This window comes from Candidatus Poriferisodalis sp., from assembly GCF_965219595.1.
Taxonomy (GTDB): domain Bacteria; phylum Actinomycetota; class Acidimicrobiia; order Acidimicrobiales; family Poriferisodalaceae; genus Poriferisodalis.
Window position 1 is genome coordinate 3478222 of the sequence record NZ_OZ244781.1, and the last position, 25722, is coordinate 3503943.

A 25722-nucleotide genomic window follows, 5' to 3' on the forward strand; every position below is an offset into this window, starting at 1 on the left:
ACGAAGGCCGCCAAGGCGCGGTCAGGACGTTCCGCAGCACCGGCATCTCTGCAGGCAGAACGCGTCAACGGCTGAGTTGGGCGACTTGGCTCGCAGCACTGATGCTGCTGGCAGCGTGCTCGTCCATCACGGTGCCGCCGGAGACGACCGAGGTCGAATCCGCACCGACTGCCACGCCGACGACGGCCGTCACACCGCCCACTACCGCCGCACCGCCCGTTGGGACGGCACCTTCGACTACTGCAGCGCCCGTCACCTCGGTGCCCGTCACGGAGCCCGCTACGTCCACCACGGTCGCCGCGCCGCAGTTCACTGCGCCGTTCACCGGCTTGCCGACGCCTACCGAGATATTGCGGCCCGCCGCAGTCGTGAAGATCGACAATCACCCCCGAGCCTTGCCGCAGTGGGGCCTCAACCAAGCCGACGTGGTCTACGAGGAACTCGTCGAGGCCCGGCTCACGCGATTCGCAGCGATCTTCCATTCCACCAATGCCGACGTGGTCGGCCCTGTCCGCTCGGCTCGCACCGGCGACTTTGCACTGCTGTCGAACCTCAACCGTCCCATCTTCGTGAACTCGGGAGCCAACGATTACACCGCGCGAGCCCTCCGCCGGGTCGACGCCATCGCCATCATCGACGGGGCCGCTATCGCCAAGGGCGTGTTCGAACGCTCGCCGGAGAAGAACGCCCCCCACAATCTCGTCACCGACACCGCTCGCATCTATGCAGCGGGCGCAGCCGAGGGCAGGACGCCCCCGAAGTACTTCCGGTTCCGTGCCGAGGGCCAGCCGCTGCCGCGGGGCACGTCGGTCAGCGGCGTGGACGTCGACTACGGGCAGATCAAGGCGTCATACCGCTGGGACGCGGCCGCGGCCGGCTGGGCTCGCACCCAGAACGGCAACGACCACACCGACTTCGACGGCGTTCGAATTGCACCCGAGAACGTCATCGTGCAGTTCGTGCGGTATCGCCAGAGCCCAGCGGATGCTGCCACCCCAGAGCCAGTGCTGACGGGTAGCGGAGAAGCTTGGATCTTCAGCGACGGCATGCTGGTGCGAGGCACCTGGGAGCGCCTGTCGGAGCTCGACGTCACGGTGTTCCGCTCCGACAATGCCCTCATCGTGCCGCTGACACCCGGGCGCACCTGGATCTCGTTGGCCCGCGCAGGAACGGCGGAGATCGTCCCCTGATCCGGTGGGCTCAGCCCGTCGATCAGTCGAACTCGTGGCGAGGCACGTCCGACCACAATCGCTCGAGGTCGTAGTACTCGCGGCTGGGCTCGTGGAATATGTGCGCCACGAACTCACCGAAGTCGAGCAGCACCCATTGCGCCTCGTCGAGCCCCTCGGTTCGAATCGGCCCGGGACCGCCGGCCGCTTTCACGTGCGCTTCCATCAGCTCGGCGATACGTCGCACGCGTCGCACATTGGGGGCGCTCGCGATGATGAACCAATCAGTGATGGCGAGTACATCGCCCACGTCGAGTGCCACGATGCGCTCAGCAGACATCTCCGCGGCGCCGTCCACCGCGGCTTGCACCAGGGGCGGCACGTCTGCGCCTGTGTTGATCGGATCCCGCTGCAGGGCGTGAACCCCGGAAGAAGCCGGGGACGCCTGCGGAACCGATGCCACGTTCACGGAGAATAGAGCCTGCACTCGACGATGTAACTCATGACGGCTGGCGGCACGAGCTGAACTACCTGAGGCGGGATCTCCTGGTGGGCGCGATGGGTCAGCAATTCGCGCACGAACGTGGCTGAGGCCTCGACCGGTTCCATCAGCACAATCTCGGTACGCCAGCCTTCGACATGTATGGGCGGCTCGCCTGGTGGTTGCACAACCGCGAGCGTCACACGCTCAGCGAGCTCGGCGGCCCGGTGCCACGTCGTCACTCCGCTCGCTGCGGCGGGACCCATCACCAGCACAGTCTCGGCCCCGGGCTGCGTGAGCTGTGCGACGGTGTCGATGGTGTAGGTCGGCCCGCCTCGCCGGATCTCCAGATCGCTCACGGCCGTGCCAGCGACATCGCGAAAGGCCAGCCGGGCCATGGCGAGCCGGTGATGGGCGGGCGTGACGACCCGCTCCGCTGACTTCTGCCACGGATCGTTCGCCACCACGATGTGGAGCATGTCGATGTCGAGCTGCTCTCGCGCGCAAATCGCTGCGGCAACGTGACCGGCGTGAGGAGGGTCGAACGTGCCCCCGAAGATCGCTTGTCGCGGCGGCACCGCAGCAGTGTAGAGTCACGCCACACATCAGTTCTGTAGCGCGCACCGGGGAACCACTGCATCGATCGGCAAGCCTCCGGTGGCGGCTGTTTGCGCGCGTCATGCGCCATGTGCTACTTTTGACTGTCCGCCCAAAGCAGTGCTGCACGAGGTCCGGGTTCTCGGGCCTGGCATCGCATGCGGGCGTACAAGCAAGATCGGCTCCGCCACAACGGCGGTGCCACGCCTGAGTTGGGGCTGCCGCAGTCCTGCGAGGGCTGAACATACCCGGTGCCCCCACCGGGTGGCATGCCAGGGCGGCATGCAAGCGAATACGAAGAACCGGCTGCCCCCTGCCGGTTGGAGCGAATGTCATGGATTCAGTTGGCCAGTACCTGAACGAGATCGGTGCGGTGGCACTGCTCACCGCAGAAGACGAGCGGATGCTCTCCCAGCAGATCGAGGCAGGACGAGATGCCAGGACGCGCCTCGACAGCGACGAGGAGCTGTCGGTGGCCGAGCGGCGCGAACTGCGCAAGGCCGTGCAGACCGCTGCGGCCGCGCGCGACCGCTTCATCCGGGCGAACCTCCGCCTGGTCGTGTCGATCGCGCGCCGCTACCCGCTGCCTCCCACGCTGGAACTGCTCGACCTGATCCAGGAAGGCAACCTCGGCCTGGAGCACGCCGTCGAGAAGTTCGACTGGCGGCGCGGCTTCAAGTTCTCCACCTATGCCACGTTCTGGATCCGGCAGTCGATCGGGCGCGCACTCGATCAGAAGGGCAGCCTCATCCGCCTGCCTTCGGACCGCTCTGCCACGTTGCGAGCCGCGCTGCGGCACAACGGTGGAGACAGCGACTCGCTCGACGACGAGAACGCATGGCTGCAGCGGATCAGCACGCCCACCTCGCTCGACAAGACCGTCGGCGACGACGGCGACAGCGCGCTCATCGACCTGATCGGCGACGATGCGCCCGGCCCGGAGCACTACGCCATCGAGTCGGCCCGTAAGACCATGGTGCACTCCATGCTCGGTCGCCTCGACCCGCGGGCCCAGTACGCCGTCAAGCGGCGCAACGGCCTCATCGACGGCGAGCAGCGCAGCTACCGCGAGATCGGCGAAGAGCTGGGTGTGACGGCCGAGGCGGCACGCCGCCTGGTCAAGCGCGCCGTCGATGAGCTGCAGAGCCTCGCCGCCGACGGCGAGTTCGTAGACATCGATGCCGACGCAGACGCTGTCTGACGACGCAGCCTCACCATCCGGCGCGCCCAGCCCCGCCGGACCTCCCGAGCACGCTGCGGACTGGCATCCCGGCTCATGGGCCGACCGGTCCGCCGGTCAGCAGCCCGAGTGGCCCGACGCTGACGCGCTGGCGGCATCGCTGGCCGAGCTACGCCGGCGTCCGCCGCTGGTATTTGCAGGCGAGGCCAGGCGGCTGACCGAGCTGCTCGGGCACGTCTGCGCCGGCAAGGCTTTTGTACTGCAAGCCGGCGATTGCGCTGAGTCGTTCGAGCTTTCGACCGCAGATCAGATCCGCGACCGCCTCAAGGTGATCCTGCAGATGGCCGTGGTGATGCAATACTCCGCCGGGCTGCCCATCGTGAAGGTGGGTCGGATCGCCGGTCAGTTCGCCAAGCCGCGCAGCTCGGCCACTGAGACCCGCGACGGCCAGACGCTGCCCATCTTCCGCGGCCACATCGTCAACGACATCGCGTTCGAACCCGAAGCCCGCACACCCGACCCGTCCCGCCTGCTGCACGCATACAGCACATCGGCGGCAACGCTCAATCTGCTGCGGGCGTTCACACGGGGCGGCTACGCCGACCTGCGGCAGGTGCACGACTGGAATCAGGAGTTCGTGGCCTCCAGCCCGGCTGGCCAGCGCTACGAGGTGCTGGCCAGCGGAATCGATGCGGCCCTGCGGTTCATGAACGCCTGCGGACTCGACACCGACGACAGCGCCATGCGGCAGGTGGAGCTCTACACCAGCCACGAGGCGCTGCTGCTGGGCTACGAAGAAGCGCTGACCCGTACCGACAGCATCACCGGCGATTGGTACGACTGCTCGGCGCACATGCTGTGGGTCGGTGAGCGCACTCGCGAGCTCGATGGGGCCCACGTGGAGTTCTTGCGGGGGGTACACAATCCGATCGGGGCGAAGCTGGGCCCCACCGCCACACCCGACGAGGCGCTGGCACTGTGCGAAACGCTGAACCCGAAGCGGATCCCCGGGCGGCTGACCCTGATCAGCCGTATGGGAGCCGGCAACGTCCTGGAGTGCTTCGAACCCATCCTGCGGGCGGTCACCGACGCCGGCCACCCGGTGGTATGGCAGTGCGACCCCATGCACGGCAATACCTTCAGCACCGAAGACGGGGTCAAGACGCGCCACTTCGACGCCATCCTGGCTGAGATCCGCCAGTATTTTGCCGCTCACGCTGCCGCTGGCACCTGGCCCGGAGGCATTCATCTCGAGATCACCGGCGATGCGGTCACCGAGTGCATCGGCGGCAGCGACGAGCTGGCTCAGCACCAACTCGGCGACCGCTACGAAACCATGTGCGACCCGCGCCTCAACGGCCGCCAATCACTCGATCTGGCCTTCTTGGCCTCCGACCTGCTCGCGTCGGCCAGAAACGGCGCCGGTTAGGCCCGCCGGCTAGGCGAGGTTGTCGACGAAGCCTTCGAGCTGACGCAGGTTGCGACACTCGAATACGCCGTCGGTATAGGTCGAGTACTCGGTGATCACCGAGTCGCCGGTGTCCCAGTACGACCGGGGCTCTGGGTTCAGCCAGAAGACCGAACGGGCCCGCTTCTGGCACTCCTTGAGCACCCACGCGTTCGTCGAGTGGTAGTTGTTGCGGGCATCGCCCAGGAACATCATCGTCGACTTGGCGTTGACATCCTTGCCGAAGTTCTCCCAGAACACGCCGAAGGCATGGCCGTAGTCGGAATGGCCGTCGACCCAGACGACATCGGCTTCGGTGTTCACCCGGTGCACCGCGTTGGTGATGTCTTCCTCGTTCTGGAACATGTGGGTGACTTCGTCGATGCCGTCGATGAAGACGAACGAGCGCACCTTGGAGAACTGGTTCTGCAGTGCATACACAAGGTGCAGCGTGAACCGGGCGAATGCTGCCACTGAACCCGAGATATCTGCGACCACGATGAGCTCGGGCTTGTTCGGCCGGGGATGGCGGAAGCGCGGCTCCGCGGGCACGCCGCCGTAGCTGAGCGAACGCCGCACTGTGGCCCGGAAGTCGAGGGGACCGCGCCGCTTGTGCTTGCGTTTGCGCGCCAGGCGAGCGGCCAGCTTGCGGGTCAACGGTTGGATAGCCTTGCGGATGTTCGCCATCTCTTCACGGCTGGCGTGCATGAAGTCGACATCTTCGGGAAGCGGCTTGCGCAGCGTTTTGGCCATGGCCTCGACGCCCCGGTCGGCCACGAGTCGACGCCGGATCTCCGCTTCGATCTCGCGCTTGAGCTGCTCGATGCGGTTCTCGAATTCCTCGCGTTCGAGCCGTTCGGCGAGCGGCGTCATCTCGCCGTCGTAGCGCTGCGAGGACTCCTCGATCAGCCGATCCAGCATCCCGTCCAGATCGAGGTTGCGCAGCGTGCGGTACAGGTAATAGGTGCCGCCGACGGGCCGACCCGGTTCCATGCCCGCAAATTGCGTCACTGCAGCTCGGGCCATGGCCGCCATCATTGCCTCATCGGCGTTCAGCAGCGCCCGGAAGAGCATCTCGGCAATCTCCTCCGGCGACATGTCCTGCCCGCCGCCGCGGCCGCCCATGCCCTGCATCTGCTGGGACATCCACTCTTCGAGATTGTCGGGATCGAACTCCCCGTTGCCTTCCTCGTCGCCGACGTTGTATTCCGGCCCGCGCAGCGAGAAGTACACCTCGAAAACTGTCTCGAATGCCCGCCAGTGCTGCTCGTTCTTGACGAGCGTGGCCGCGAGCGCGTACTTGAAAGCGTCGCGGTCTTCGATAGGAATGTGCTTGACGGCCTCCATGGCGTCGAGGTTCTCCGTCAACGAGACCGGCAGGCCAGCGTTGCGCAGCTCCCCGACGAAGCCGCTGAGCAGATCCAGCATGGCTGACCCCCGTCTCCCGTCTCCTGCCGCGGCTAGGCCTCGACCGTCAGCTCTTTGGCGGCCTTCTCGATATCAGATTGGTACTTGAGCAGGATGTGGAGCGTTTCCTTTGCCTGCTCGACATCGATGTTCTCGATGCCCAGCAGCACCAAGGTGCGGGCCCAGTCCAAGGTCTCCGACACTGACGGCGCCTTCTTCAGCTCGAGCTGGCGGATCGAGCGCACGACACGTGCGATCTGCTCGGCCAAGTTCTCGCTGATGCCAGCGACCTTGGTGAGAACGATCTGCTTCTCGCGTTCGAGATCGGGATAGTCGATGTGCAGGAACAGGCAGCGCCGCTTGAGTGCCTCGGACAGCTCGCGAGTGTTGTTGGACGTCAGGAACACCAGCGGGATCTGGCTGGCCATGATCGTGCCGAGCTCGGGAATCGAGACTTGGTAGTCCGACAGGATCTCGAGCAGCAGCGCCTCGGTCTCGATCTCGACCCGGTCCACCTCGTCAATCAGCAGAACCACCTTGTCTTCGGCGCTGATGGCTTCGAGCAGCGGACGGGTGAGCAGGAATTCGTCCTGGAAGATGTCGTCCTGCAGCTCCACCCAGTCCTCGTGCTCCGCGTCGACGCCCCGGTCGGCCTGGATGCGCAAGAGCTGCTTCTTGTAGTTCCACTCATACAGCGCCTTGGCCTCGTCGAGCCCTTCGTAGCACTGGAGGCGGATCAGGCGGGCGCCGCTCATCGCTGCCACCGACTTGGCCAGCTCAGTCTTGCCAGTGCCTGCTGGTCCTTCGATGAGGACTGGCTTGCCGAGACGCTCAGCCAGGAACACCACGCTGGCGATGCCGTCGTCGGCGAGGTACTCGACTTTCGCCAAGCCTTCACGGACACCCGAGAGGTCTCCGAACATTGTCTCGTTCATTCTGGGTGTCTCCCCTGTGGGTGTCAGAGTGGGTGCCGGGCCGTCGGCACTGCGTCGCCGGGCAACTGGACCGGTCAGACAGTGTGGCAGCCGCGGCCACCTTTCGGCACGGCTACCCCCGTGTGTGACCCGTTCCGGTCACCACGAACTTGGTGGTCGTGAGCTGTTCAAGGCCCATGGGGCCACGGGCATGCAGCTTTTGGGTGCTGATTCCGATCTCTGCGCCGAATCCGAATTCCTCGCCGTCCACGAAGCGTGTCGAGGCGTTGACGAGCACAGCGGCGGCATCCACCCGGCGGGTGAATTCCTGGGCGGCGGCCAGATCTCCGGTCACGATGGCCTCGCTGTGGCCCGTGCCGTGCTGATTGACATGGTCGATGGCAGTGTCGAGGTCATCGACGACCGCAACGCTCATCTTGAGCGCGAGGAACTCTGTCGCGAAGTCGTCTGGGCTGGCCGGGCCGATCTGGGGTGAGATGGCCTGCGCCGCCGCGTCGCCCACGAGCTCCACGCCGTCCAAATCGCCGACGATGCGGGGCAGGAATGCGTCAGCCACGTCGCGGTGCACCAGGAGTGACTCGGCTGCGTTACACACCGAGGGGCGGCTGAGCTTCGCGTTGGCGACGATGTTGGCTGCCATGTCCAGATCTGCTGCCGTGTCGACGTACACGTGGCAATTGCCGTCGCCGTCGATGACGTAGGGCACGGTGGCATTGGCGAGCACGGAGGCGATGAGCGCCGGGCCGCCCCGGGGGATGAGACAGTCGATGTGATCGCGCAGCCGCATGAACTCGGTGGCGGCGCTGTGGCGCGTATCGGTGACCAGCACCAACGCGTCTGCGGGCAAGCCCGCTTTGACCAGGCCCTCGCGCAGCGCTTCGGCGATCGCCATGTTGGAGTTCAGCGCAGCCCCCGAGCCCCGCAGGAACGCTGTATTGCCCGACTTCAGGCACAGCCCGAAAGCGTCTGAGGTCACATTGGGCCGACTCTCATAGATGATCGCCACCACGCCGAGCGGCACCCGGACCCGCTCCACTGCCAGACCGTTCGGCCGCACCCACCCGTCGACCACTTGGCCGACCGGGTCGGCGAGGGCCGCCACGTTGCGCAGGCCTGCCGCCATGGCCGAGATGCGGCCAGGGTCGAGCCGAAGCCGGTCGATGAGCGTCGCCGAGGTGCCGGCAGCTTCAGCGTTGGCCACGTCGTCGCGGTTGGCCGCGAGCACGGTGTCGCTTGCCTCTTGCAGCAGATCTGCGGCCGACAGCAGGGCCTCGTCTCGCACGGCACCGGGCGCTTGTGCCAGAACGGTCGCCGCGGCCTTCGCACGCTCACCGAGAGCGATCATCTCCACGTCAGGCACCTGTGCAGGCTAGTGGCGTCACCCCAGAACGACGAGATCGTCGCGGTGCACAACCAATGGGTGCAAGCCTTCGGGCAATTGGTCGCTGCGCAGGCCCGCTGTGGCTCGCAGGCCCTCAGCGTCAATGGCCGCGAGGCCCTTGGCGAAGGTCTCCCCTTGCGGGTCGACGATGTCCACGGCTTCGCCGGCGGCGAAGGAACCCTCAAGCCCGACGACGCCGGCTGCGAGCAGCGATTTTCCGCCTGCCGACACAGCGCGACGGGCGCCGTCGTCGACGGTTACCGATCCTCTCGCCGCGACGGCAAAGCCGATCCAGAGCTTGCGAGCAGAGACTCGTGCATCTCGTGCCGGCACGGTCGTGCCGACACCCGGCCGGGCCGCGGCGGCGTCGGCGACCACGTCGGGGCGGCGGGCGGAGGCGATCACCGTGCGCACACCGCTCCACGAAGCCATCCGGGCCGCTGCCAGCTTTGAGGCCATACCGCCGCTGCCGACCGCATTCGCGGAGCCCGCTGCGGCCTGCAGGGACGGGCTCACCTCCAAGATCTCCGAGATGAGCGAGGCTTCCGGGTCGATGTTCGGGTCGGCAGTGAGGACACCTGGCATGTCGGTCAACAGGATCAGCACATCGGCGCGCACCAGGTTGGCGACGAGGGCGGCAATCCGATCGTTGTCGCCGTAGCGGATGGCGTCATCGGCGATCGCGTCGTTCTCGTTGACGACCGGCACGACTCCGAGATCGAGCAGGTGATGGAACGTAGCTCGGGCGTGCAGGTACTGGTCTCGGTCACGGAAGTCGTGCGGGGCGATGAGCACTTGGCCGACCACCATCCCCTCGGCGGCGAACAGCTCCCGATAGGAGGCCATGAGGTCGATCTGGCCGACTGCTGACAGCGCTTGGAGCCGTTCCGGTTCGGTGGGGCGCTCGACGTCCAACCGCTGCACGCCTGCAGTGATCGCACCGGAGGTGACCACGATCACTTCGTGACCGGCTGCGCGCACGACCGCGACATCCGATGCCAGCTTCGCGACGGCATCAAGATCGACGCGCCCGTCCGACGTGGTGATGGACGACGTCCCGATCTTGGCAATCAGCCGCAGTGAGCCAGGCATCGACGTCAATCCTGTCGTCTCGCGGTTCTCAACACAGTCACCCGAGTCATGTATCTGGCTCGTACGTGAATTCGAACTCGCCGATGCGCACCAAGTCACCCGACTGGGCGCCGTTGCGAGCCAAGGCCCGTGACACGCCAAGCTGCTCCAAGCGCCGCTGCGCCCACGCCAGCGCAGCAGGATCGGTGAGATCCGACAGAGCGACGGCGCGGCGGGCTTGACGGCCCTCAATCTCGAAAACCCCGTCTGCAAGGCGCAGCACCGTGACGCCGGTGGGTTCGGGGCGGTGGACGACATATTGGGCAGGAGCCTCGTCGGCGTGCCTGGCTTCGGACACCAGATCCCGTAGCTGGCCCAGAACCGGCGCCACGCCTTCGCCGGTCACAGCGCTGAGCCGCGGTCCGTCCCAGGCGAGGTGGGCTACGTCGGCCTTGGTGCCCACCACCAGGCGACGCCGCGCTGCGAGCGCGGGATCGTGAAGCTCGAGTTCGCCGAGCAGCACATCCACCTGCTCATGGGGATCACGATCTGCGACTTCCGCCAAGTCAGCCATGATGAGCAGCACCCGGGCTCGCTCGACATGCCGCAGGAACTGGTGCCCGAGGCCCTTGCCCTGAGCGGCACCGTCGATCAATCCGGGCACATCCGCAATCACCATCTCGAAGCTGTCGGCGTCGATTCCCGAGCCGTCGTCGAGCCGCACCACTCCGAGACTGGGCGTGAGCGTCGTGAAGGGATACGAAGCGACCTTCGGCCGCGCCGCCGACACGGCGCTGATGAAGGTGCTCTTGCCTGCGTTCGGCAATCCCACCAGTGCGACATCGGCCATCAGCTTCAGTTCCAGGCCCAGCCAGCGCTCCTCGCCGGGCTCGGACTGCTCAGCGAAATGAGGTGCGCGCATCCGATTCGAAGCGAAACGGACATTGCCCCGGCCGCCGCGCCCGCCCTGCGCCGCCAGCCAGCGATCGCCGGCATGCACGAGGTCGGCCAATACAGCGCCGTCACGGTCGCGGACGATCGTGCCTTCGGGCACCCGTACCAGCTCATCGGCACCGTTGCGGCCATGCCGTTTGCGCCCCTGGCCGTGGCCTCCATCCGTAGCGCGCCGGAATGGGAAGTCGCGGAATGCCAGCATCGATGCCACGTTGCGGTCGGCCACCACCCACACATCGCCGCCGTGCCCGCCGTCGCCGCCATCGGGGCCACCGCGCGGCACATGAGACTCGCGACGGAAGGACACGCAGCCCGCCCCGCCGTCACCGCCCTTCGCGTGCAGCTGGCACTCGTCGACAAAGTCGCTCATCAGCGTCCTCGCAGACGCTTACAGGTCTCGGGATGAAGTACGGGCGAACTACGACGGCACAACGTCAACGAGCCGGCGCCCGCGGCGGAAGCCGAAACGCACGACGCCGGGAGCTGTCGCGAACAGCGTGTCGTCCTTGCCGCGGCCCACATTCCGCCCCGGATGGAACTTGGTGCCCCGCTGGCGCACGATGATGCCGCCGGCGTCGATGGTCTGTCCCGAATAGACCTTGACCCCAAGGCGCTTTGCCACAGAGTCGCGCCCGTTGCGAGTGGAGCCTCCGCCCTTGGTCTTCGACATGGTGCTGTCCTTTGGTGTCCGATCTCGCGTGCCTGCCGGGATGCCCCTAAGCGGTGGCGATGTGGGTGATCTCGACCGTGCTGTAGCGCTGTCGGTGTCCCCACCTGCGCCGGTTCGTGGTGGCGTTCTTGTAGGTGAAGCCGTCGATCTTGGGCCCCTTGACCTCGCCGACCACCCGGCCGGTCACCGAGGCTCCGACCAACTCGTCGGGCGTCGCCAGCACTGCGCCGTCATCCACCACCAGAACCGGCGTGAAGGTGACCTCTTCGCCGGGCGGCACCGCGAGCAGCTCAATGTCGAGCCGCTGGCCGGCCTCGACGCGGCGCTGCTTGCCGCCGGTAGCGATGACTGCGTACATCGGTTGGAGAGGATACCGATGAGGCCGCTGGATCGGCGAGTGGCTTTTGGAGGCTCAGCCTCTGGTCCTCAGGCAAACAGCGATTCGCGCAGCTGGATACCGCGTCCCTCGCACACATCGCACGGGTCCGACATCGACTCCAGCAACCCCTCACCGGTGCGCATCCGGGTCATCTGCACAATGCCCATGTCCGAAATCGGTTCGGTGGCCGTGCGGGTCTTGTCGCGGGCGAGCGCCTCGTTCAGCGTCGACATGAGCTTTTCCCGCTGCTGCTTGTCGTCCATGTCCACGAAATCGATGATGATGATCCCGCCGATGTCCCGCAGCCGCAGCTGCTTCGCAATCTCGGTGGCGGCCTCCAGGTTGTTCTGGAACAGCGTCTCGTTCAGGCTGGACTTGCCCACGTTGCGCCCTGTGTTGACGTCGATCACCGTCAACGCTTCAGTGTGCTCGATGATGAGCGACCCGCCCGACGGCAGCCAGACCTTGCGGTCGGTGGCCTTGCCCACCTGCTCAGCCACGTGCACCCGCTCGAACAGCGGCAAACGTTCAGCGACCGGGTCGTAGTACCGGATGCGGTCCACCAGCGGTGCCGCCACCGCCTGCATGTAGCCCTTGACCTGTTCGAACAGCGCCGGGTCATCGATCACCACTTCACGGAAATCGGCGGTGAACTGCTCCCGGATGATGCGCACGGCCAACTCGGGCTCCCGGAACAGCAGCACAGGCGCATCGGAGCGTTCCGCCAGTTCGGAGATCTTGGTCCACTGCTGCGTGAGCCGTTCGATGTCGCGGCGGATTTCGGCCGCAGTGACGTTCTCGGCAGCCGTCCGCAGGATGACACCGAAGCCATCGGGGATCTCCTTGGCCAGCAGGCTGCGCAGACGGCGCCGCTCGCGGCTGGGCAGGCGGCGCGAGATGCCCATCACGCTGCTGTTCGGAATGAGCACCACGAAGCGGCCCGGCAGCGACACCTCCGTGGTCAGGCGAGCGCCCTTGTGGCCGATCGGGTTCTTGATGACCTGACACATGACCGTCTGGCCATTCTTGATCAGCTCGCCGATCGCGGGCCCCGCCACGGAACGCCCCCGGCGCCCGCCGGCCCGTTTGCGCTCCGATCCGTTGTCATCATCGCTCTCGTCGGACGCAACGGTCAGATCGCCTCGATAGAGCACGGCCTGCTTGGGCGTGCCGATATCGACGAACGCCGCCTCCATGCCCGGAAGCACACGCCGTACCCGACCGAGATAGAGGTTCCCGTAAATCTCGGAGACGTCGTCGGAAGGCCGGCTCACGTAGTACTCGATGAGCGATCGGCCTTCGAGCACGGCGATGTGCGTCGCTCCCTCGGAGACATGAACGCACATCCGGTAGCGGCCCAGCGGCTTGCCGTTGCGGTACTTGCCGCGGCGCTCAGTGAGCTGGTCGTCGTCGAGCTCCAGCGGCCGCTGATCGGCCAGGATGGCTTCGACAGGCGCATGGGAGCCATTGCGAGTCTCCGCGGTGCTCGTAGCGGCCTCGCTGGATCGGCCGCGTCCGCCGCGTCCTCGACCGCCCCGCCTGCGACGGCGGCGCCCACCGGAGCCCTCGCTATCGGGTGCTTGCTGAGACGGCGCCGGGCGGCTGTCGCCGATCTGGGGCTTGCGAGCCGGCGGCGGCACCGGCGGCACCGGCGGCTTCGCAGACTCAGGCTCGGCTTGAGGCGGATCGGCCTTCGACTTCTGCTCGGGTTCAGCTCCGGCTTTGGGCTTGGCCTTGGATGCCGACTTCGCCTTGGTCTTGGGCTTTGCCTTGGATTCTGGTTTGTCCTCGGTGGGTTCGTTCTGCGTGGGGGGCACGACCAGTCGTCGTTTGCGCACGGCAGGGGTTGTGTCGTTCAGTGTTGATTCATCCACTGATGGGTTCCTTGTGTCTCTGGGCGCACATGGCAGGCACGGCCGGTTCGGCTCGTCCCGCGGCGCCGCTCGTCCATTGATGTGTTCTCCGGGCTATGCCCATCTCGTGTGCCGGCGCGAGCGCCGGCACCAGTTCGCTAGGGCGCACCACCCGGGGCGTGGCTGACAGCTCGGCGCTCAGCACCGCCCCTCGATCCGAGCATCCGACCACCTGCAGCACCTCAACGCTGGGCCGAATATTCGAACTCACGGTCTCGCCTTTGTGCACCCGTTCAGTTACGACGGTACCGGCGGCAAGGAGGTCTGCAACCGCTTTCGCTGCTGCGGATGCATCGAGCCCGACGATCTCGAACTGCCAACCGCACGTGTGAACCGCCGCTTGCAGCGACGGGCCGCGTCCGTCGACCAACGTCACAGCGGACACCTCCATGCCCACCGGCAGCGCCTCGCTGAGCGCCCCTGCAACGGTGCAGTAGCTCGGGGCAGTCGATGGCAGCCCGCGTTCGCAGGGTGCGTGAGTTCCGCCCCGGCAGACAATCACAGGACCCGCTGCATGCCTGGCACCTGGCTCTGCAGCACCCCCGTCGCGCACCGCGTCTGCAACGAGCGGCAGCTCCACGAACTCGGCCTCCGATTCGTACCCGGTGGGCAGCGCCAGTCCAAAGCTCAGCTTCATCCGAGGCGAGAAGCCCTGGCTGTAGGCCACCGGCAACCCCACCTTGCGCACGGCGCGCTCGGTGACGCGCGCCACGTCGCGGTGACCGATGAACCGGATCTTGCCGACCTTGGAAAAGCGGACGCGCAGCCTCAACGACATCTCCCACCCATGAGGGTGGGAGCGGCACTGCAGCTCGGCACCAGCGTCAGGGCCCAGCGCATCATGCGCCACCCCCGCTCGGTGCGCCTGCGCCCGCCAACTGGCGGGGGCGCAGCTCAACCGGCACGAGATGGCCGGTCGCGAGATCCTGTCCCGTCCCCTGACTGCCGCCATTGGGGGCGACAGGGGACGCAACCATGTGCTCGATCCCATATTCAGTACAGGCCCCGCAGTCGTAGCACGGGGTCCATCGGCAGTCAGGCAGGCCATGCCCGGCGAGGGCGTCCTGCCAGTCGTGCCAGAGAAAGTCGCGGTGCAGCCCGGCGCCGATGTGGTCCCAGGGCAGCACCTCGTGCTCGCCTCGATGGCGATACACGTACCAGTCAAGGCTGAGGCCGCACGCTGCCATGGCCTCTTCCCATAAGGCCAAGTCGAAGCGCTCGCTCCACTCCTGGAACGTGCCGCCCTTGCGCCAGACGTATTCGATGACCGCCCCGACGCGGCGATCACCCCGGCTGGCGATGCCCTCGGCAGTCGACGCGGCCGGATCGTGCCACTTCAGCTGCACTCGCCGATTGCGGCCCAGCGCCGAGCGCACCAACCGCACCTTGCGCGCCAGCTCTTCGGGCGGGTTCTGCCCGAACCACTGGAACGGCGTATGCGGTTTGGGCACGAAGCCCCCCAGCGACACGGTCACCGATGCGCGCTTGGTGTATTCCTGCCCGATCTGGGTGCAGGCAGCGGCCAAGTGGGCGATGGCTTCGGTGTCGGGGTCCATCTCCGAAGGCAGCCCCGTGAGGAAGTACAGCTTCATGCGATGCCAGCCCTGGCTGTAAGCCGAGCGCACCGCCCCGTACAGGTCTTCTTCAGTGATGAGCTTGTTGATGATCTGGCGCAGCCGCCACGAACCGGCCTCCGGGGCGAAGGTGAGCCCCGTGCGGCGGGCGCGTGACACTTGGGCTGCCACATCGACGGTAAACGCATCGACGCGCATGCTGGGCAGCGAGACGCTGATCCGGTTGGCATCAGCGCCGGCTGTGTTGCTAGCGCCGGCTGTGATGTTGCCGCCCGTGACCGTGTCGCGCACGAGCTCGGCGATCCCGCTGTAATCGGCCGTCGACAGCGACATCAAGCTGACTTCGTCGTAGCCGCTGCGCTCGAGGCCTGAAGTCACCATCTCGCGGACCTGGGCAGCGGGGCGCTCACGAACCGGACGAGTGATCATTCCCGCCTGGCAGAAACGGCAGCCCCGGGTGCATCCCCGGAACACCTCGACCGAGAGCCGGTCATGGACGACCTCGGTCACCGGCACGAGCTGCCGCCGCGGATACGGCCACTCGGCAAGATCGGCCACCGTGCGCTTGGCGACCAGCGCCGGCACGTCCGGGTACTTCGGCGTGACGGCGGCGAGTGCCGGCCCGTCGTAGGCAACGTCGTACATCGCCGGCACATACACACCCTCGATGCCGGCGAGGTCTCGCAGGATCGTGGAGCGCGTGCCCGGCCGCTTGCCGGTTCGCTTCCAGGCACCGACCGCTTCGGTGATCTCGGAGACCACTTCCTCGCCATCGCCGATGACGAAGAAGTCCACGAAGTCCGCCAGGGGCTCGGGGTTGTAGGCGCAATGACCGCCGGCGCCGATGAGCGGGTCGTCATCGTTACGCCGGGCTGCACGCACTTCCAACCCCGCCAGATCGATGCAGTTCAGCACGTTGGTGTACACGAGCTCAGCCGAGAGGTTGAAGGCGATGATGTCGAAGTCGCCTGCCGCCCGGTGCGTGTCCACCGAGAACAGCGGTAGCCCCGCGGCTCGCATCTCGGCTTCCAGATCGATCCACGGCGCGTATGTGCGCTCGGCGCTGGCGTCCGGACGCTCGTTCAGCAGCTCATAGAGGATCTGCAAGCCCTGGTTCGGCAAACCGATCTCGTACGTGTCGGGATAGGCCAGAAGCCACGACGTGAGGTGCGGGCCGGCGGTCGGTCGTTGCATCCCGTCCTCGCAGCCGATGTACCTCGCCGGCTTGGAGACACGTGGCAGCAAAGGCTCGAGCCGGGGCCACAGCGTTGTCATTGCAACCTCAACGCTACCGGCCCAGCCAGATAGTGAAGCGTTAGAGGGTGTAGCGCCGCGCTCCGACACTGATGACGATGCCTACCGCTGCGAAGGCGGTGACCGTGCCAGAACCGCCATGGCTCATGAGCGGTAACGGGATACCAGTGATGGGCATGATGCCGATGGTCATGCCGATGTTCTGAAACACCTGGAACAGCAGCATGGAGAGGATGCCGACGGTGAGTAATCGTCCGAACGGGTCGCTGGCGACGCGGGCAATCTGCCATATGCGCACGGACATGTAGGCATACAGCGCGAGCAGGAGCGTGCCGCCGACGAGGCCGAATTCCTCTCCCAGCGCCGTGAAGATGAAATCGTTGTGCTGCTCGGGAACCAAGTCCAGGTTGGTTTGGGTGCCTTGCTTCCAGCCTTGGCCCCAGATGCCGCCCGCACCGATGGCAATCTGGCTCTGACGCAGGTTGTACGAGGCTTCCAGAGGCTCGAAGTCTTGATCTAGGAATGCCGTCAGGCGGTTTCGCTGCGTCTCGCTGAGCAAGCGGGGGCCTTGGAACGCGTCGATGCTGAACACCAGCACGAGCGCCAGGATTCCGCTGAGCGAAATGACCACGATGTGGCGCAGCTGCGCCCCTGCGACCAGCAGCATGCCCATGGCGACGGCCACGAAGACCAGCATCGTGCCGAGGTCTGGTTGCAGGTAGATCAGGCTCATGGGCACCACCAGCAGCAGGCCCGCGTTGAACAACGTGTCGAAGCGCAGGTATCCCTCGTGGCTGGCCACGAACGCCGCCAGCGACACGATCACGACGAGCTTGGCGAACTCGGAGGGCTGCACCTGGAATCCGACGCCCGGCAGCACGAACCACGACCGCGCATTGCGAATCTCGGGTCCCCAGAACAGCAGCGCCCCCAGCGCCCCGAGAGCCAACAGGTAGGCAGGTGTCGCGTAGAAACGCAGCACCCGGTAGTCGACAACGGCAGCGATGATCATCACCACGATGCCGACGCCCACGAAGATTGCCTGGCGTCGCGCCACGGTCCACGGGTCGCTGCCTTCGAAGGACAGGCTTCGCCATGTGGAGGAGTAGTTCATCGCGACGCCGAGCAGCGCTATCGCTATCGCAGCCAGCGCCAATGAGTAGTCGGCGAACCACGCTGGCGACTGCAACTCGCGCCGTGTTTGGGAACGATTCAGCAGCCGTGCGATCATGACCCAGCCCCAGCCCTGATCAGTGCCCCTCTGCGGCGCGTTTGATTGCGCCGCAGTGCCCCCCTGCGGCGGGTTTGATTGCGCCGCAGTGCCCCCCTGCGGCGGGTTTGATTGCGCCGCAGTGCCCCCCTGCGGCGCTGGGGGCTGGCGGGCAGGGCACCCTCGATCTGGTCCACATCGGGGATGCCGTCGCCGTCCGCATCCGAGGGCGTGTTCGCCCGAGGCAGCTGGATGCCCCACGGGCAGCCTTCGGGCACGTAGCCCAGGAATGCCGGATCACCTCGCAGCGCCTCTGGCACCTCGGGGCACTCGGGCTGAGGCGGCGAGAACGCAATCTGGGGCTCGGGCCAGCGCTGCTCGTAGGCCCGCACTGCCTCAAGGATCCGCCGAGCCACGGGTGCGGCTGCCTCGCCGCCGTAGCCCGCTTCTTCCATGACCACAGCGACGGCATAGCGAGGATCGTGTGACGGCGCCCAGGCAACGAACACTGCCGTGTCCTCCTTCTTGCGCCGCAGCACTGCGTTCAAACCCTGCGCCTGGGCCGTGCCGGTCTTGCCCGACACCGGATAGCCCTCGTGGTCATAGCCGTCGAAGGCTTTCGCGGCAGTGCCCCGCAACCGGGAATTCGTGACGTTGCTCAGCCCTTCCCTCACCACAGCGCTTCCTGCGGGGAAGTCCACCACATCGAGCACCCGGGGTTCGAAGGTCAGTACCGGCTCGCCGAACGACTCGGCGCGGCGCGAAACCACCGCTTCGACGATGTTCGGCGAGAAGAGCGTCCCGCCATTGGCCATCGTGGCGTAGGCGTTGGCGAGCTGCATCGGTGTCACGGCGACAAGCCCCTGGCCGATACCGGTGTTGATGTTGTCGCCCGGGAACCATCGCGCTGGTTCGTCGTAGGGGTTGTAGGCCTCGGGGCTCAGCTCGAAGAGGGTCTGCTTGACGTCACCGTCGGGCACCCGGCCCGATTTCTCGAACGGCAGCTGCACGCCGGTCGGGGATCCGAAACCGAGCGAGCGGGCCATGTCCTGGATTGCCCACTGCTCAGGGCCATCGATCCAGAACAGGTCGTCGGACACCTTGTAGAAGTACGCGTCGCTCGATCGGGTCAATGCCCCGGAGAGGTCCAAGGTGCCGAGGGCAGCCCTATCGGCATTGAAGAACGTGCAGCGGCCGGTGCAGCCACGCGCATCGGGGATCCTGTAGTAGCCCACGTCGTGGAAGGCCGCCCGCGGCGAGATGAGCCCCGCGTCCAGACCGGCGAGCGCCGTCACCGGCTTGAACACCGACCCGGGCGAGTAGGTGCCTTGCACGGCGAGGTTGTTGAGCGCACCGGGAGCGTAGGGATTCTCGAATACCGACCGGTACTCCGCCAACGACAGTCCCTCGACCATCCACGTGGGGTCGTAGGTCGGGTGCGACACCATGGCCAGCACGTCGCCGTTGCGCACGTCCATCACGACAGCAGCCCCGGTGAGCGCCGGGTAGAAGAAGCCGGAGTCCTCGCTCACTGTCTTGCGAGCGGCGATGAGTCCCTGCCGCAGGTATGACTCGGCGGCGGCCTGCAATTCGACGTCGATGGACAGCACGATGTCGTCTCCCGGTTCGGGGGGGACATCGGCCAATATCCGCTGCACGCGGTCTTGCCGGTCGACCTCGAGCTTGGTGCGCCCGGGTTCGCCGTGGAGCTCCGCTTCGAAGAGACCCTCGATGCCAGCCCTGCCGACCCGCTCGTACGGCAGGTAGCCGTCATCGATCAGCTCGCGGTGCTGGCGCTCCGACATCGCACCGACGTAACCGACGATGTGCGCGCCCACCTCGTTCTGGGGGTACACCCGCACCCAATCCCACCTGGCCTCCACTCCGGCAATCGAGCGCTCCGCCACCCTCAGCAGGCCGTCTTCATCGAGACCCGTCGCGACCACTTTCGGGGCGAGCGGGTGGGTGCGCTGGTCTGCAAAACCCTGGCTCAGACGCTCGGCAGGCACATCGAGCAGGTCAGCCAGTTCGGTCAGCACGGCTTCGGTGTGCTGCTCGCTGTATCTCGAGTGGTCATAGGTCACCACGCCGGTGCGGACGTTGTCCGCGAGCACCACGCCATGGCGGTCGAGGATGCGGCCGCGCGTCGGCGGCGTGATGATGATGCGGACCTGATTCGACTCGGCAGCCACCGCAAACTGCTCCGTTTCGAGTACCTGCAGGTACCACAGGCGGGTGAACAGCGCTCCGAACAGGCCCACTATCACGATGCCGATGAAGGCCATCCGGCGGCGGACCCGCTCATCCACCGCGCGCCCCGCTTTCTGGACTGACGGTCATGCGCGGACGGATGATGAGGGCCCAGCGAGTCGCTCGCTCGAGCAGCGGATTGGTCAGCAGGGACGCAACGCCGGTCACGATGGCGATGCGAACGATCGGTGCCTCCGTCACGTAGACGAGATCCATCAGCCAGCCAGCGCCCGCGAACAGGCCAATCCCGCCCGCTGCCAGCAGTGACGCGATGGCAGCGCGAGCGAGCCTGCCGGCCGAAGGGATCTGCTCGGTGATGGCACCCGACAGATACCCCACCAGCGTGAGCACGAGCAACGACATGCCGAACGGCGTGTGAAGGATGAGATCGGAAGCAAGCCCACAGCCGCCGCCGAAGGATGCCCCCGTACTGCGACCGCCCATCATCCCACCGGCGACGGCCAGCAAGACCAGCGGATCGACGATGACTCCCGCCGGGGTGATGTGTGCCAGCAAGCCCACGTGAACGACGACGGCAACAGCCAGCACCAGCGTCGACCGGGCCAGCGGCCCGGCGCCGGCCATCATTGTTCAGCCTCTGGAGGCTCGCGATCCACGATCACCGGCTCGGGAACGTTGGGCTCGTAGAGCAGCACCTGTACCCAGCGAAGGCGCTCAAGATCCGCGGCAGGGTGCACGGTGACTCGCTGCGCGCCCCGCACTGCATCCGGTTCAACATCGGTGACCGTGCCCACCAACAGCCCTGCCGGGAACGTGCTGCCCGCAAAGCCGCTCGTCACCACGGTCTCGCCGGGGATGACGACGGTCTCCAGCTCGATATAGCTGACCTCCAGATCGCGGCCCGGCCCCCGTCCCGAAGCCAAGCCGTCGTCGCCGGATCGGACGATGCGCACGCCAGCGTCGAAATTGGGATCGGTCAGCAGCTCGACGCGCGAACGGGTGGTGCTGGCCTGCACCACCCGTCCGACCAGTCCGTCGCCGCTCTCCACTGGCATGCCCTCCCGGATGCCGTCACGTCGCCCCTTCGCTAGCTCGATCGTGCGTTCAAAGTTGGACACAGGTGCGTCGATGACCCGCGCCGTGACACGGGGGATTGCCGGGGCAGCGTCGCGGGCGCCCACCAGCGCAAGCAACTCCTGGCGATCCCGTTCCAACTCGCCGACACGCAGCACCGATGCCTCGGCTTCAGCCAACTCGCCGCGCAGCTGCGCGTTCTCAGCCTCTAAGTCGTCGTAGCTGACGATCCCGCGCCAGGCGTTGCGAAACGGTTCGGCCACCCAGTCGCCGAACGTCCGCACCGGTCCCAGAAGATCCAAGGTCGCGCCGCGGGCAGTGTCCAGCACACCGCCCGAACCGCGCGCGTCGAGCGTGAGCAATGCGATGGCCGTCACGACGAGCAGGGCCAAGCGGAGCCAGGTGCGTCTCCGAATGCCGGCGCGGCGGGCCACGGCCGGGGGCGTCAGCGCCCCTCGGTGGAGGAGTACAGCACTCCGTGGAGGACGTCGAACTCTTCGAGCGTCTGGCCTGAACCGCGCACGACGGCAAACAGCGGGTCCTCCGCGATGTGGACTGCAACGCCTGTCTCCGAGCGCAGTCGATCCGGCAGTCCGCGCAGCATCGCCCCGCCGCCCGCAAGCGTGATGCCGTAGTCCATGACATCGGCTGCCAACTCTGGCGCCGTGTCATCGAGCGTCGCCTTCACCGAATCGACAATGGCGCTGACCGGCCCCGCGATCGCTTCGCGAATCTCTGCGCTGTCGACGCTGACCGACTCGGGCAGCCCGCTGACCATGTCGCGGCCGCGGACCTCCGCGTAGATCTCCTGCTGCAGCGGCCACGCCGACCCGAGTGCGAGCTTGATCTCCTCCGCGGTGCGCTCGCCCACGACCAGACCGTGCTCCTTTTTGACGTGAGCGCTGATGGACGCATCGATCATGTTGCCGCCGATGCGTGCCGAGCGCGCCGTCACGATGCCGCCGAGCGAGATCACCGCCACTTCCGTGGTGCCGCCGCCGATGTCGACGATCATGCTCCCCTGCGCCGATTGCACCGGCAGGCCGGCGCCGATCGCCGCGGCCATCGGCTCCTCGATGATGTACGCGCGGCGCGCGCCTGCGTACTCGGCGGCTTCCTGCACCGCACGCTGCTCCACGCCAGTGATCCCCGATGGCACGCAGATCACCATGCGCGGCTTGGGCCAGCGCGTCTGGCTGACCTCGTTGATGAAGTGCCGGAGCATCTTCTCGCAGATGTCGAAGTCTGCGATCACGCCGTCCTTGAGGGGGCTGATCGCAGTGATGTTGCCGGGAGTCCGACCGATCATCCGCTTGGCTTCGAGGCCGACGGCCAGCGAGTTGCCAGTCATGGAGTCGACTGCGACCACCGAGGGCTCATTGAGCACGATGCCCCTGCCGCGGACGAAGACGATCGTGTTCGCAGTACCGAGATCGACAGCAATGTCCCGGCCGCCGAACACCGAACCGCGCCGGCGGGGCCGGGATGACCCGTTCGACGCCATCAGCCGCTCACCTCACTGATCGACGCAGCACTCTCGGCTGCGCCGTTACTCGCGGTGTTGCTGGCTTGCGCGAGCGACGGGAAGAACAGGGCGATCTCCCGCTGGGCAGAGGCTTCGCTGTCAGAGCCGTGCACGAGATTCTCGGTCGGAGACAGCCCGTAGTCGCCCCGGATCGTACCGGGCGTCGCCGTGGCGGGATTGGTGGCACCCATGAGGGTGCGCACCACCGCGAACACGTCGTCTCCTGCATCGGCGGGACCCTCGAGCACCATGACCACTGACGGCGAGCGCGTGATGAACTCCAGCAGCGGCGCGTAGAAGCTCTTGCCAGCGTGTTCGGCGTAATGCTGTTCGGCCGTGTCGCGCTCGATGACCCCGTGCTCCAAGGCCGCGATGGCGAGCCCCTTGCGCTCGAATCTGCCAAGTATCTCGCCGACGAGGCCGCGCTCGACAGCGTCGGGCTTGCAGATCACCAGCGTTTGCCGCATCGCTGTCTCCCTCGGCCTGGCTCGCGTCGTGGCGCGATGCGCCGTCGGCTGCGCGTCCGAGGCTAATGCGGGTCAACCCCCAGAAGTCGCCGCGCTTCAGCGGCAACGTACAGCGAGCCGCTCACCACCACGATCCCGTCGGAACCGGCCCTTTCACACGCAGCGTGCACAGCTTCCGAAACACTGGGCGTGTTGATGATCTCCGGCGGGCGCCGGTGACCAGTGGTCTCGCCGTCAGCACCCGCAGCAGCTTCCACGGCCGCAGCGATGTCCGCAGGCGGCAGGGCGCGCGGCCAGTCGGCCGCGGTAGCTACTACTGCGTCGAATTGGTCGAGGCCGAGTGCTTCGCAGAACGCAGCGGGATCGTGCGGTCTGTTCGCCCCGATGACCAGCACCCTGGCGCTGCCGGCACCGTCCGAATCGACCAGCAGCGACTCCGCCAGCGTGTCACGCAATGCAGCGGCACCGGCGGGATTGTGCGCCCCATCGATGACCACCGTCGGCTGCCGGGCGACGATCTCGAAGCGGGCTGGCAGCGAGACGTCGTCCAGCGCAGCCGCAACCACGTCGCCGTCCAGACTCCGTCCGAAGAATGCTTCGACCGAGCTGATGGCGGCGGCGACATTCGTTGCCTGGTGGGCACCGTGCAGCGGCACAAAGAGCTCAGCGTGCTCGCCGAACGGCGTGCGAACCGTCACCAGCTGACCTCCGACAGCAGGCCGGCGCTCGGCGACATCCCAGTCAACGCCGCGCTGCCACAGCTCAGCCCCCGCCCGCCTGGCGGCGGCAGCCACAATGTCGCTGAGCTCCGGTGTCGTCTCGCCGCAGACCACGGTGGCTCCGGCGGAGATGATCCCTGCCTTCTCCTGAGCCACGTCTGCGAGCGTGGGCCCGATGATCTCGAGATGGTCGGCACCCACATTGGTGATGACCGCCACCGCAGCGTCCACCACGTTGGTCGCATCCCAGCGCCCGCCCATGCCGACCTCAATCACGTTGACATGTGCAGCGGAGGCAAACCAGTTGTACGCGGCCGCAGCCATTACCTCGAAGTAGTTCGGCCGTTCGCCGCAGCGCTCGATCACCATCGGCTCGAAAACGGCGATCTCGCTGACCGCCATCGTGAACGAGTCGTCGTCGAGCGGCTCGTTGGCCACTGCGATCCTGTCATTGACACGGTTGATGTGCGGCGAGGTGTAGCTGCCCGCAGCGAGGCCGCACGCCCCGAGCAGTGCTACAGCCAGCCGTGCCGTGCTGCCCTTGCCGTTGGTTCCGGTGATGTGAATCGCAGGCACGCTGTCCTGCGGGTCGCCCAGGACACCCATGAGCGTCCACATGCGATCCAGGGTGGGCGGCGTCGCCTCGGGGCTGCCGAGCAGCCGCTCAAGATCGATGTGGGAATCCAACCAGTCGACAGCGGCCTCGTAGTCGCGCAGCGGGCCAGCTGCTGATGCTGGCTGACCAGTGTCTGACGGCCCAGGGTTCAAGATGCGCGGCGCGTCACGGTTGAACGGGGCACCAGCGTCGGGTTCACCTTGTCCAGCACCACGTTCCGGTCGACGATGCAGCGGGCGACGTCATCACGGCTCGGCAGGTCGTACATCAACCCCAGCAGGACCTCTTCGAGGATCGCTCGAAGTCCCCTGGCGCCGGTGTTGCGCAGCATCGCCTGATCCACGATTGCCTCGAGTGCGTCGGAGGTGAATTCGAGCTCGACGTCGTCGAGTTCGAACATCCGGCGGTACTGGCGGACCAGCGCATTCTTCGGCTCGGTGAGAATGCGTCGCAATGCGTCGGGACCCAGCGGGTCGACGACGCCCACCACCGGGAGCCTGCCGATGAACTCGGGTATCAGGCCGAAGTGACGCAGATCTTCGGGCAGCACATCCGGCAGGATGTCGAGCGCAGAGCTGTCTGTGGCGTTGCGCAGCGTTGCCCCGAAGCCGACGCCGCGCTCGCCGACACGGTCGGCGATGAGGCGCTCGAGCCCGTCGAACGCTCCCCCGCAGATGAACAGCACGTTGCTGGTGTCGATCTGCAAGAACTCCTGGTGCGGGTGCTTGCGGCCGCCCTGCGGGGGCACCGATGCCACGGTGCCCTCCAAGATCTTGAGCAGAGCCTGCTGGACGCCCTCGCCCGAGACGTCCCGGGTGATCGATGCGTTCTCTGCCTTGCGTGCGATCTTGTCGATCTCGTCGATATAGACGATCCCCGTTTCGGCGCGCTTCACGTCGAAGTCCGCTGCCTGCAACAGCTTCAGCAAGATGTTCTCGACATCCTCGCCCACGTAACCGGCCTCGGTGAGCGCCGTGGCATCGGCGATGGCGAACGGCACGTTGAGCATGCGCGCCAGCGTCTGCGCCATCATCGTCTTGCCGCAGCCGGTGGGGCCGATCAGCAGGATGTTCGACTTGGCAATCTCGACGTCTTCAGCGGCGCCCGGGCCGGAGGGCTCGAGGCGCATGCGCTTGTAGTGGTTATAGACAGCCACCGAGAGAATCGTCTTGGTCCTGTCCTGATCGATGATGTAGTCGTCGAGGAAGGCGAAAATCTCGCGGGGCTTGGGCACCGCTTCGAACGGCGTCTCGGTCGTCGTCTCGATCTCGTCGTCGATGATCTCGTTGCACAGGTCGATGCACTCGTCGCAGATATAGACGCCCGGGCCCGCGATGAGCTTGCGCACCTGCTTCTGGGACTTGCCGCAGAACGAGCACTTGAGCAGTTCGCCGCCCTCGCCGAACTTCGCCACGCTGCACCTCCCTCCTGCGAATGAGCTTGCCGACTCTTGCACAGCTGTGCAACACCGGGGCGTTCACCCGAGTC

At 66.5% G+C, this 25722-nt stretch carries 24 protein-coding genes; 3 read left to right on the top strand and 21 right to left on the bottom strand.

The features are described from left to right. Window positions 1-64: 64 nt before the first annotated feature. A complete protein-coding gene (locus ACOQPE_RS15505) occupies window positions 65-382 on the bottom strand; it encodes a hypothetical protein (RefSeq protein WP_420609778.1) in 318 nt (105 codons plus the stop codon). Between ACOQPE_RS15505 and ACOQPE_RS15510 the strand changes: the two genes are divergently transcribed. Continuing rightward, entirely contained in the window at window positions 369-1190 is an 822-nt protein-coding gene (locus ACOQPE_RS15510) for a DUF3048 domain-containing protein (RefSeq protein WP_420609779.1), read from the top strand. The genes ACOQPE_RS15505 and ACOQPE_RS15510 overlap by 14 nt on opposite strands. A gap of 22 nt (window positions 1191-1212) precedes the next feature. Here ACOQPE_RS15510 and rsfS read toward each other — a convergent pair whose 3' ends face one another. Both rsfS and nadD read right to left on the bottom strand, forming a co-directional pair. Further along, entirely contained in the window at window positions 1213-1632 is a 420-nt protein-coding gene (gene rsfS, locus ACOQPE_RS15515) for a ribosome silencing factor (RefSeq protein ID WP_420609780.1), read from the bottom strand. Window positions 1633-1634: 2 nt separating this feature from the next. Continuing rightward, window positions 1635-2228 (bottom strand): nicotinate (nicotinamide) nucleotide adenylyltransferase, encoded by a 594-nt coding sequence (gene nadD, locus ACOQPE_RS15520; protein ID WP_420609781.1) that lies wholly within the window; start codon window positions 2226-2228, stop codon window positions 1635-1637. A 353-nt stretch (window positions 2229-2581) separates the two neighbouring features. Here nadD and ACOQPE_RS15525 point away from each other — a divergent pair, with 353 nt between their 5' ends. After that, complete coding sequence (locus ACOQPE_RS15525) at window positions 2582-3448, top strand: sigma-70 family RNA polymerase sigma factor (protein ID WP_323673526.1); 867 nt, start codon at window positions 2582-2584, stop codon at window positions 3446-3448. Next, complete coding sequence (locus ACOQPE_RS15530) at window positions 3426-4856, top strand: class II 3-deoxy-7-phosphoheptulonate synthase (RefSeq protein ID WP_420609782.1); 1431 nt, start codon at window positions 3426-3428, stop codon at window positions 4854-4856. The genes ACOQPE_RS15525 and ACOQPE_RS15530 overlap by 23 nt, the downstream gene beginning before the upstream one ends. 9 nt (window positions 4857-4865) lie before the next feature. On the opposite strand, the gene ACOQPE_RS15535 is transcribed toward ACOQPE_RS15530, so the two are convergent. The 18 genes from ACOQPE_RS15535 to clpX all read right to left on the bottom strand — a co-directional run bounded on the left by ACOQPE_RS15535 (window position 4866) and on the right by clpX (window position 25648). Further along, window positions 4866-6302 (bottom strand): vWA domain-containing protein, encoded by a 1437-nt coding sequence (locus ACOQPE_RS15535; RefSeq protein WP_323673528.1) that lies wholly within the window; start codon window positions 6300-6302, stop codon window positions 4866-4868. A gap of 32 nt (window positions 6303-6334) precedes the next feature. After that, window positions 6335-7216, bottom strand: a complete 882-nt coding sequence (locus ACOQPE_RS15540; RefSeq protein ID WP_323673529.1) for a MoxR family ATPase — start codon at window positions 7214-7216, stop codon at window positions 6335-6337. A 112-nt stretch (window positions 7217-7328) separates the two neighbouring features. After that, on the bottom strand, window positions 7329-8561 hold the full coding sequence (locus ACOQPE_RS15545) for a glutamate-5-semialdehyde dehydrogenase (protein ID WP_420611407.1): 1233 nt from the start codon (window positions 8559-8561) through the stop codon (window positions 7329-7331). A gap of 33 nt (window positions 8562-8594) precedes the next feature. Beyond that, a complete protein-coding gene (proB, locus tag ACOQPE_RS15550; RefSeq protein ID WP_420609783.1) occupies window positions 8595-9689 on the bottom strand; it encodes a glutamate 5-kinase in 1095 nt (364 codons plus the stop codon). A 46-nt stretch (window positions 9690-9735) separates the two neighbouring features. After that, window positions 9736-10992, bottom strand: coding sequence for a GTPase ObgE (obgE, locus tag ACOQPE_RS15555; protein ID WP_420609784.1), 1257 nt, complete (start codon window positions 10990-10992; stop codon window positions 9736-9738). Between the two features lie 48 nt (window positions 10993-11040). Beyond that, on the bottom strand, window positions 11041-11292 hold the full coding sequence (gene rpmA, locus ACOQPE_RS15560; protein WP_323673062.1) for a 50S ribosomal protein L27: 252 nt from the start codon (window positions 11290-11292) through the stop codon (window positions 11041-11043). Window positions 11293-11338: 46 nt separating this feature from the next. Next, window positions 11339-11650 (bottom strand): 50S ribosomal protein L21, encoded by a 312-nt coding sequence (gene rplU / locus ACOQPE_RS15565; protein ID WP_420609785.1) that lies wholly within the window; start codon window positions 11648-11650, stop codon window positions 11339-11341. Between the two features lie 68 nt (window positions 11651-11718). After that, entirely contained in the window at window positions 11719-13545 is a 1827-nt protein-coding gene (locus ACOQPE_RS15570) for an Rne/Rng family ribonuclease (RefSeq protein WP_420609786.1), read from the bottom strand. Beyond that, on the bottom strand, window positions 13538-14434 hold the full coding sequence (locus ACOQPE_RS15575; RefSeq protein ID WP_420609787.1) for a TIGR03936 family radical SAM-associated protein: 897 nt from the start codon (window positions 14432-14434) through the stop codon (window positions 13538-13540). Before ACOQPE_RS15575 ends, ACOQPE_RS15570 begins: the two co-directional genes overlap by 8 nt. After that, entirely contained in the window at window positions 14424-16433 is a 2010-nt protein-coding gene (locus ACOQPE_RS15580; protein WP_420609788.1) for a TIGR03960 family B12-binding radical SAM protein, read from the bottom strand. The genes ACOQPE_RS15575 and ACOQPE_RS15580 overlap by 11 nt, the downstream gene beginning before the upstream one ends. Before the next feature lie 40 nt (window positions 16434-16473). Further along, on the bottom strand, window positions 16474-17643 hold the full coding sequence (rodA, locus tag ACOQPE_RS15585; RefSeq protein ID WP_420609789.1) for a rod shape-determining protein RodA: 1170 nt from the start codon (window positions 17641-17643) through the stop codon (window positions 16474-16476). Then, entirely contained in the window at window positions 17640-19931 is a 2292-nt protein-coding gene (gene mrdA, locus ACOQPE_RS15590) for a penicillin-binding protein 2 (RefSeq protein ID WP_420609790.1), read from the bottom strand. The genes rodA and mrdA overlap by 4 nt, the downstream gene beginning before the upstream one ends. Continuing rightward, the gene (locus tag ACOQPE_RS15595; RefSeq protein WP_420609791.1) at window positions 19924-20460 is read right to left on the bottom strand and encodes a hypothetical protein; all 537 of its coding nucleotides are present in this window, start codon (window positions 20458-20460) and stop codon (window positions 19924-19926) included. The genes mrdA and ACOQPE_RS15595 overlap by 8 nt, the downstream gene beginning before the upstream one ends. Then, complete coding sequence (gene mreC / locus ACOQPE_RS15600) at window positions 20457-21299, bottom strand: rod shape-determining protein MreC (RefSeq protein ID WP_420609792.1); 843 nt, start codon at window positions 21297-21299, stop codon at window positions 20457-20459. The genes ACOQPE_RS15595 and mreC overlap by 4 nt, the downstream gene beginning before the upstream one ends. A gap of 53 nt (window positions 21300-21352) precedes the next feature. Next, window positions 21353-22411, bottom strand: a complete 1059-nt coding sequence (locus ACOQPE_RS15605; protein ID WP_420609793.1) for a rod shape-determining protein — start codon at window positions 22409-22411, stop codon at window positions 21353-21355. Further along, window positions 22411-22899: a nucleoside-diphosphate kinase gene (gene ndk, locus ACOQPE_RS15610; RefSeq protein ID WP_420609794.1), complete on the bottom strand. Its 489-nt coding sequence runs from the start codon at window positions 22897-22899 to the stop codon at window positions 22411-22413. The genes ACOQPE_RS15605 and ndk overlap by 1 nt, the downstream gene beginning before the upstream one ends. Before the next feature lie 62 nt (window positions 22900-22961). Further along, window positions 22962-24386, bottom strand: a complete 1425-nt coding sequence (locus ACOQPE_RS15615) for a bifunctional folylpolyglutamate synthase/dihydrofolate synthase (protein WP_420609795.1) — start codon at window positions 24384-24386, stop codon at window positions 22962-22964. Further along, window positions 24383-25648, bottom strand: a complete 1266-nt coding sequence (gene clpX / locus ACOQPE_RS15620; RefSeq protein ID WP_323673050.1) for an ATP-dependent Clp protease ATP-binding subunit ClpX — start codon at window positions 25646-25648, stop codon at window positions 24383-24385. The genes ACOQPE_RS15615 and clpX overlap by 4 nt, the downstream gene beginning before the upstream one ends. Between the last annotated feature and the right edge of the window lie 74 nt (window positions 25649-25722).

Bases quoted from the DNA above. Each gene is read 5' to 3' on its own strand.
- ACOQPE_RS15525 (WP_323673526.1), top strand. From the start codon at position 2,582: ATGGATTCAGTTGGCCAGTACCTGAACGAGATCGGTGCGGTGGCACTG.
- ACOQPE_RS15530 (WP_420609782.1), top strand. From the start codon at position 3,426: ATGCCGACGCAGACGCTGTCTGACGACGCAGCCTCACCATCCGGCGCG.
- ACOQPE_RS15535 (WP_323673528.1), bottom strand. From the start codon at position 6,302: ATGCTGGATCTGCTCAGCGGCTTCGTCGGGGAGCTGCGCAACGCTGGC.
- ACOQPE_RS15540 (WP_323673529.1), bottom strand. From the start codon at position 7,216: ATGAACGAGACAATGTTCGGAGACCTCTCGGGTGTCCGTGAAGGCTTG.
- ACOQPE_RS15545 (WP_420611407.1), bottom strand. From the start codon at position 8,561: ATGATCGCTCTCGGTGAGCGTGCGAAGGCCGCGGCGACCGTTCTGGCA.
- proB (WP_420609783.1), bottom strand. From the start codon at position 9,689: ATGCCTGGCTCACTGCGGCTGATTGCCAAGATCGGGACGTCGTCCATC.
- obgE (WP_420609784.1), bottom strand. From the start codon at position 10,992: ATGAGCGACTTTGTCGACGAGTGCCAGCTGCACGCGAAGGGCGGTGAC.
- rpmA (WP_323673062.1), bottom strand. From the start codon at position 11,292: ATGTCGAAGACCAAGGGCGGAGGCTCCACTCGCAACGGGCGCGACTCT.
- rplU (WP_420609785.1), bottom strand. From the start codon at position 11,650: ATGTACGCAGTCATCGCTACCGGCGGCAAGCAGCGCCGCGTCGAGGCC.
- ACOQPE_RS15580 (WP_420609788.1), bottom strand. From the start codon at position 16,433: ATGACAACGCTGTGGCCCCGGCTCGAGCCTTTGCTGCCACGTGTCTCC.
- rodA (WP_420609789.1), bottom strand. From the start codon at position 17,643: ATGATCGCACGGCTGCTGAATCGTTCCCAAACACGGCGCGAGTTGCAG.
- ACOQPE_RS15595 (WP_420609791.1), bottom strand. From the start codon at position 20,460: ATGATGGCCGGCGCCGGGCCGCTGGCCCGGTCGACGCTGGTGCTGGCT.
- ACOQPE_RS15605 (WP_420609793.1), bottom strand. From the start codon at position 22,411: ATGGCGTCGAACGGGTCATCCCGGCCCCGCCGGCGCGGTTCGGTGTTC.
- ndk (WP_420609794.1), bottom strand. From the start codon at position 22,899: ATGCGGCAAACGCTGGTGATCTGCAAGCCCGACGCTGTCGAGCGCGGC.